The organism is Pseudoduganella sp., from assembly GCF_041914865.1.
Lineage (GTDB): Bacteria > Pseudomonadota > Gammaproteobacteria > Burkholderiales > Burkholderiaceae_D > Rugamonas.
In genome coordinates, this window is the sequence record NZ_JAYSCO010000072.1 from 22587 (window position 1) to 28789 (window position 6203).

Below are 6203 nucleotides of genomic sequence, written 5' to 3' on the forward strand. Positions count from 1 at the left end.
GGCCAGGTAAACGCGTACTTGCTCCTTGGTGGGGTGGCTATACATGGCGCCCTCCTTGGCAATCATTGGCACAAGATAGCGCCAGTTGCTTCACCGGCGCTTGATGCATCTCAAGGCTGCTGCCACATCCGGGTACAGCAGCCGCACTTGCAATTCCTCCTTCAGGCGCCGGTTCGCCAGGCGGCGCGACTCGGACATGAAGGACAACAGCGTCGGCGCCACCACCTGTGCCAGTTCGGCACGTCCCAGGCGCGGGGGACGCGGCATGCCGAAATGATCGGCCACCACATCGAAATAGTCCCCCATTTTGAGCTCCGTGTCATCCACCGCGTGGTAAATCCGGTTGCAAACGCCACGCCGCAAAGCCGCCAGCACCACGCGCGCCAGGTCGTCGGCATGGATATGGTTGGTGTAGACATCGTCCTCCGCGCGCAAGGCCGGCGTGCCCTGCTCCAGGCGCTTCAAAGGCAGGCGGTCGGCGCCGTAAATACCCGGCACGCGCAGGATGGACAGGCGCCCGCGCGCGCGCCGCGCCCAGGCCCGCAGCACCTGTTCCGCATCGACCCGCCGCCGCGCGCGCGCATTGCGCGGCGCCACCGGCTGCGTCTCGTCGGCCCAGCGCCCGCCCAGGTCGCCATACACGCCCGTGGTGCTGACATAAACCACCTGCGCCCTCTCAGGTAAAATGGCGGTCACATTGCGGGTGCGCCGGTCCAGCACGCCCTCGCCCGGCGGCGGCGCCAGGTGCACGATCTGGTGCGCCAGCCCGGCCAGGCGACGCAGCGTATCGGGCTGGTCGAGGTTGGCCAGCACGGGCACGGCGCCCGCCGCACGCAATTCGGCAAAGCGCTCGCGCTGGCTGGTCACGGCAAATACGCGGTAATGCGCGCGCACCAGGGGCAGCAAACGCATGCCCACATCGCCGCAGCCGATGATCAGCAAACGCGGCTTGTTGAATTTTTTACTGATTTCCATTTTTAAGATTGTATGTCTTTCCAAATTACTGTTCAGCCAAGCGGCCACCAATTCAGCTGTGAAGAAGACGAAACCGTCCTGGCGGCGGCCATGCGGGCCGGCATCGGCCTGCCTTACGGCTGCAAAAATGGCGCCTGCAGCTCCTGCAAAGGCAAGGTGGTATCCGGTTCCGTCAGCCACAAGGCGCACCAGCGCCGCGCCCTGAGCGAGGAAGAGGAAGCTGGCGGCATGTCCCTGTTCTGCTGCGCCGTGCCGCACTCCGACCTGGTGCTGGAAGCGCGCGAAGTGGCCGGCAGCGGCGACTACCCGATCAAGAAAATGCCGACCCGCGTCAACGCGCTGGAAAAAATGGCGCCGGACGTGATGGTACTGACGCTGCAGCTGCCTGCCAACGAGACCTTCCAGTACAAAGCCGGCCAGTACCTCGAATTCCTGCTGCGCGACGGCAAACGCCGCGCCTATTCGATTGCCACCGCGCCGGACGGCGGCCCGATCACCCTGCACATCCGCCACATGCCGGGCGGCCTGTTCACCGACCAGGTGTTCAGCACCATGAAGGAGCGCGACATCCTGCGCTTCGAGGGTCCGCTCGGCACCTTCTTCGTGCGCGACGACTCCGACAAGCCGATGGTGCTGCTGGCATCCGGCACCGGCTTCGCGCCGATCAAAGCGATTGTCGAACACGAACGCGCCAGCGGCTCGCAGCGCCCGATGACCCTGTACTGGGGCGGCCGCCGCCCGCAGGACCTGTATATGGACGCCCTGTGCCGCCAGTGGGCGCAGGAGATTCCGAACTTCAGCTACGTGCCGGTGGTGTCCGACGCGCTGCCGGAAGAGAACTGGAGCGGCCGCACCGGCTTCGTGCACCAGGCGGTGATCGACGACCTGCCGGATATGTCGGGCCACCAGGTGTACGCCTGCGGCGCACCGATCGTGGTGGAGTCGGCCAAGCGTGATTTCGTCAAGCTGTGCAAGCTGCCGCAGGACGAATTCTTTGCCGACGCCTTCACGTCCGAAGCAGATCTTCAGCAACCTTAACCCCTAAGCCCGGCACACCTGGGTCAGACCCTAGGGTCTGACCCCGCCCCACCGGGTTCAAGCCCCATGCCATCCAACGGCTTCTCCGTCCTCCGCCACCGCAACTTCGCTTTCTACCTGTCCGCCCGCCTGCTCGGCACCATCGCCGTGCAGATGCAGAACGTCGCCATCGGCTGGCAAGTCTACGCGCAGACCAAGAACCTGTACTACCTGGGCCTGATCGGCCTGGCGCAGTTCGCCCCCTTCCTGCTGCTGATCCTGTACGCCGGCCACGCCGCCGACCGCTACAACCGCCGCAACATCATCGCCACCTGCCTGGGCGCCCAGCTGCTGTGCGGACTCGGGCTGCTGGCCTACACCAGCAGCGGCTTCGAAGCCGTGTGGCCGATCTTCGCCGTGCTGGTGCTGTATGGCAGCGCGCGCGCCTTCATGAGCCCCGCCACCCAGGCCGTGCTGGTGAATATGGTGCCGACCGAAGACTTCAGTCGCGCCGTCGCGCTTTCCAGCTCCACCTTCCAGGTTGCCGTCATCCTCGGCCCCACGCTGGGCGGCCTGCTCTACATCTACGGCCCGGCCGCCGTCTATACCATCACCTCGCTGATGCTGCTGGCCGCCGTGGTGCTGATGTGCCTCACGCGCCCGGCGCCGCAAGCGACGCGCAAGGAGCCGGCCACCTGGCACAGCGTGCTGGAAGGCCTGCGCTTCGTCTGGTCGCGCCCCATCATGCTGGGCGCCATTTCGCTCGACCTGTTCGCCGTGCTGTTCGGCGGCGTCACCGCCCTGCTGCCGGCGCTGGCACACGACGTGCTGCATGTCGGCCCCACCGGCCTGGGACTGCTGCGCACCGCGCCCGGTGCCGGCGCGGCCATCACCTCGATCGCGCTGGCCTTCTGGCCCATCACACGCCGCGTCGGCGCCTGGATGTTCGGCGGCGTCGCCGTGTATGGCGTGTGCACCGTGATCCTCGGCTTCACCAGCAGCTTCGGCCTCGCCCTCGCCTGCCTGCTGCTGCTGGGCGCCGGCGACATGATCAGCGTATACGTGCGCCACCTGCTGGTGCAATTCGAAACGCCGGACGAAATCCGCGGCCGCGTCAGCGCCGTCAACGCCGTCTTCATCGGCGCCTCCAATGAACTGGGCGAATTCGAATCCGGCATCACCGCCGGCTGGCTGGGCCTGACGCGCGCCGTGGTGTTCGGCGGCGCCGCCACGCTGGCCGTCACCGCCATCTGGGCCTGGCGCTTCCCCATCCTGTCGCGCATGGACCGCTTCCCGCACCACAAGGAGTAGTAAGATTGGCCGCATGAGCTACCACATCCTCCGCAGCCGCCCCCACCTGAGCGCCGCCATCGTGGTCGGCGCCATCGCAGGCGCCCTGCTGCCCGCGCACTGGACGCCGCTGGTGCGCGCCCTCACGGCCTGGGATATCGCAGTGTGGATGTACCTGGTCACCGTCGGCTGGATGATGCTGCGCGCCGACCACCGCGAAGTCAAACGCATCGCCGCCCGCCAGGACGAACGCGCCGCCACCATCCTCGCCAGCCTGGTGGTGGCCACGGTCATGAGCATGGTCGCCATCAGCAGCGAACTGGCCAGCCTGCGCACCATGCCGGCCAATGAGCGCGGCCTGCACTACGCCTTTGTGGTGGTCACCCTGGTTGGCTCCTGGTTCCTGGTCGGCACCCTGTTCTGCTTCCACTACGCCCACCTGTACTACAACGCACGCGGCCACCAGCGGCCGCTGGACTTTCCCGGCGGCGAGACCCAGCCCGATTACTGGGACTTCCTGTATTTCTCTTTTACTATCGCCGTCGCCGCCCAAACCTCCGACGTCGCCGTGCAATCGGCCGGCCTGCGCAAGCTGGTGCTGGGGCAATCGGTGCTGAGCTTCTTCTTCAATCTTCTTATCCTGGGTTTATTTGTGAATATGGCAGCCTCGCTCATGTAGGCGTATGATGGAATCGCGTGGAAACACGTTTTGGTTAACAAACGGGAGCAGCATATGCAAATCAATGTGAACACCGACAAAACCATCGAACGTACTGCAGGCCTGGACGAGCATGTCCGCGAAGTAGTCAAGACTGCACTCAACCGGTTCGGCGAGCACATCGGACGCGTCGACGTCCACCTCAGCGAAGGCAATGCACAGAAATCCTCGGATGGCGACATCCGCTGCATGATCGAAGCGCGCGTCAACGGCTACCAGCCGATCGCTGTCACCGACCACGACGCAACCCTGCACCAATCCATCAACGGTGCGGCAGACAAGCTGCAAAGGGCTATCGACAGCGCGCTGGGCCGCCTGAGCGACAGCAAGCGCCACGCGGCGCAACCCAACTTTGAAGAGGCCGAAGAGTAAGAACTAGCCCGCGGCAGCCAGGCCTTGCAGGTAGCGGATACCGGGCAAGGCACGGCTGCCATACCAGGACATCATCTCCCCATCCACCAGCTGCACCGGCTTGCCGATCTGGCGCTCCAGCGCATCCACATGTTCCTCCGTAAAACGGTAAGGCTCGGACGACAGCAGCACCTGGTCGATATCGCGCAGCAGCGCATCGCTCCACTGGAAGCTCGGGTAGCGCACCGCGCCAATGTCAGGAACCGACCAGCCGATCAGCGCCAGCATGCGCGCAATATAAGTATCGCGCGAGATGGTCATCCACGGATCTTTCCAGATGCAATACAGCACGCGCTGCGGCCTGCCTTTCGGCGCCGTCGCCAACGCCGCCAGCTCCGCCTCGAAGGCGCGGCACCAGGCATCGGCCTTTTCCTGCACGCAGAAGATGCCGCCCATCAGCCGCACCAGGTCCAGGTTATCGCGCGGCTCGATCGGATGTGTCACCACGATATTCGGCACGAACTGCGCCAGCTGGTCGACGGTCGGCTTCTCGTTCTCGTCGATGTTCACCACCAGGTGGGTCGGCGCCAGCTTGCGGATCTTCTCGATATTCACATCCTTGGTGCCGCCGACCTTGGGAATGTCGCGCACCACATCGGCCGGATGGATGCAAAACCCGGTGCGCCCCACCAGCTGCGGCGCCAGGCCCAGCTCGCACAAAAGCTCGGTAATCGAAGGCACCAGCGACACAATGCGCGCATTCGGAGCGGCCGCGTGTTGCGTGCCGAGGATATCGGTGTAGTTCATGGGCAGTATTGAACCACACATAGGCTATCATTAACACCTGTTACCTCTGCAGCAAGAAAGTACATCGTGAAAGCAATCGGCACCTTCGGCACCTCCGCCTACCAGATCCAGGCCCTGCAGCTGTTCCGCGGCGCCGACAGCCTGCGCATTGCCCCCTTGCTGAAAGACTGCCCGATCGTCCAGCTCGAGCAAGGCGAAGTGATCGCCGACGCCCAGCGCGCGCGCATGTACATCGTCCTGCGCGGCGCCCTCTCGGTAGCCGCCGACACGCGCACCGGCATGGCCGACGGCACCATCAGCAAAGTGCTGCCCGGCGAAAGCGTCGGCGAGCAAGCCGTGCTCGATGAAGAAGCCAACCAGGCCAGCATCACCGCCCTCGAACAAAGCGAACTGCTGGTGCTGGAAGCCGAACTTGCATGGCAGCTGATCGACGCAGCCAACGGCGTCGCGCGCAACCTGCTGCGCCTGCTCTCCTTCCGCATCCGCGCCGCCAACGCCATGATGCGCAAGCGCCAGAAGCTCGGCGAGTTTTACCGCCAGATGTCGATGGTCGACGGCCTGACCAACCTGTACAACCGGGCCTGGCTGAACGACTTCCTGCCGCAGCTGGTCGCCAGCGCCCAGGCCACCGGCCAGCCACTGTCGCTGATCATGCTGGATATCGACCACTTCAAGAAATTCAACGACAGCCACGGCCACCTGCAAGGCGACCAGGCCCTGCGCACCGCAGCGCAGGTGCTGACCGGCGCATTGCGCCCGACCGATTTCGCCGTCCGCTACGGCGGTGAAGAAATGATGGTGGTGCTGCCCGACACCAATGCCCAGGTAGCCGAAGCTGTTGCCGGCCGCCTGTGCCAGCGCATGCGCGACGCCGTCGTGTTCAGCGACATGCGCCAGCCGCTGCCGCACATCACCAGCTCCTTCGGCGTCGCCGCGCTGGCCGCCGGCCAGGACGACACCGCCCTCATCGCCACCGCCGACGCCGCCCTCTACCGCGCCAAAGAAGCCGGCCGCAACTGCGTGATCGCCGGCTAAATTCGGGGTC

The 6203-nt window shown here is 65.1% G+C and carries 7 protein-coding genes; 5 read left to right on the plus strand and 2 right to left on the minus strand.

The genetic code is table 11. The features are described from left to right. Positions 1-90 precede the first annotated feature (90 nt). Positions 91-975, minus strand: coding sequence for an SDR family oxidoreductase (locus ACE3TQ_RS23700; protein WP_374585640.1), 885 nt, complete (start codon positions 973-975; stop codon positions 91-93). Positions 976-987: 12 nt separating this feature from the next. Between ACE3TQ_RS23700 and ACE3TQ_RS23705 the strand changes: the two genes are divergently transcribed. The 4 genes from ACE3TQ_RS23705 (at position 988) to ACE3TQ_RS23720 (ending at position 4372) form a co-directional block, all read left to right on the plus strand. Beyond that, on the plus strand, positions 988-2013 hold the full coding sequence (locus ACE3TQ_RS23705; RefSeq protein WP_374585642.1) for a CDP-6-deoxy-delta-3,4-glucoseen reductase: 1026 nt from the start codon (positions 988-990) through the stop codon (positions 2011-2013). 66 nt (positions 2014-2079) lie between these two features. Beyond that, positions 2080-3303, plus strand: coding sequence for an MFS transporter (locus ACE3TQ_RS23710; RefSeq protein WP_374585643.1), 1224 nt, complete (start codon positions 2080-2082; stop codon positions 3301-3303). A 13-nt stretch (positions 3304-3316) separates the two neighbouring features. Continuing rightward, a complete protein-coding gene (locus ACE3TQ_RS23715) occupies positions 3317-3961 on the plus strand; it encodes a DUF1345 domain-containing protein (RefSeq protein WP_374585645.1) in 645 nt (214 codons plus the stop codon). A 54-nt stretch (positions 3962-4015) separates the two neighbouring features. After that, the gene (locus ACE3TQ_RS23720; protein ID WP_374585647.1) at positions 4016-4372 is read left to right on the plus strand and encodes an HPF/RaiA family ribosome-associated protein; all 357 of its coding nucleotides are present in this window, start codon (positions 4016-4018) and stop codon (positions 4370-4372) included. A 3-nt stretch (positions 4373-4375) separates the two neighbouring features. Here ACE3TQ_RS23720 and ACE3TQ_RS23725 read toward each other — a convergent pair whose 3' ends face one another. After that, complete coding sequence (locus tag ACE3TQ_RS23725; RefSeq protein ID WP_374585649.1) at positions 4376-5158, minus strand: helical backbone metal receptor; 783 nt, start codon at positions 5156-5158, stop codon at positions 4376-4378. A gap of 66 nt (positions 5159-5224) precedes the next feature. Here ACE3TQ_RS23725 and ACE3TQ_RS23730 point away from each other — a divergent pair, with 66 nt between their 5' ends. Further along, positions 5225-6193: a GGDEF domain-containing protein gene (locus ACE3TQ_RS23730; RefSeq protein ID WP_374585651.1), complete on the plus strand. Its 969-nt coding sequence runs from the start codon at positions 5225-5227 to the stop codon at positions 6191-6193. The last annotated feature ends 10 nt before the right edge of the window (positions 6194-6203 follow it).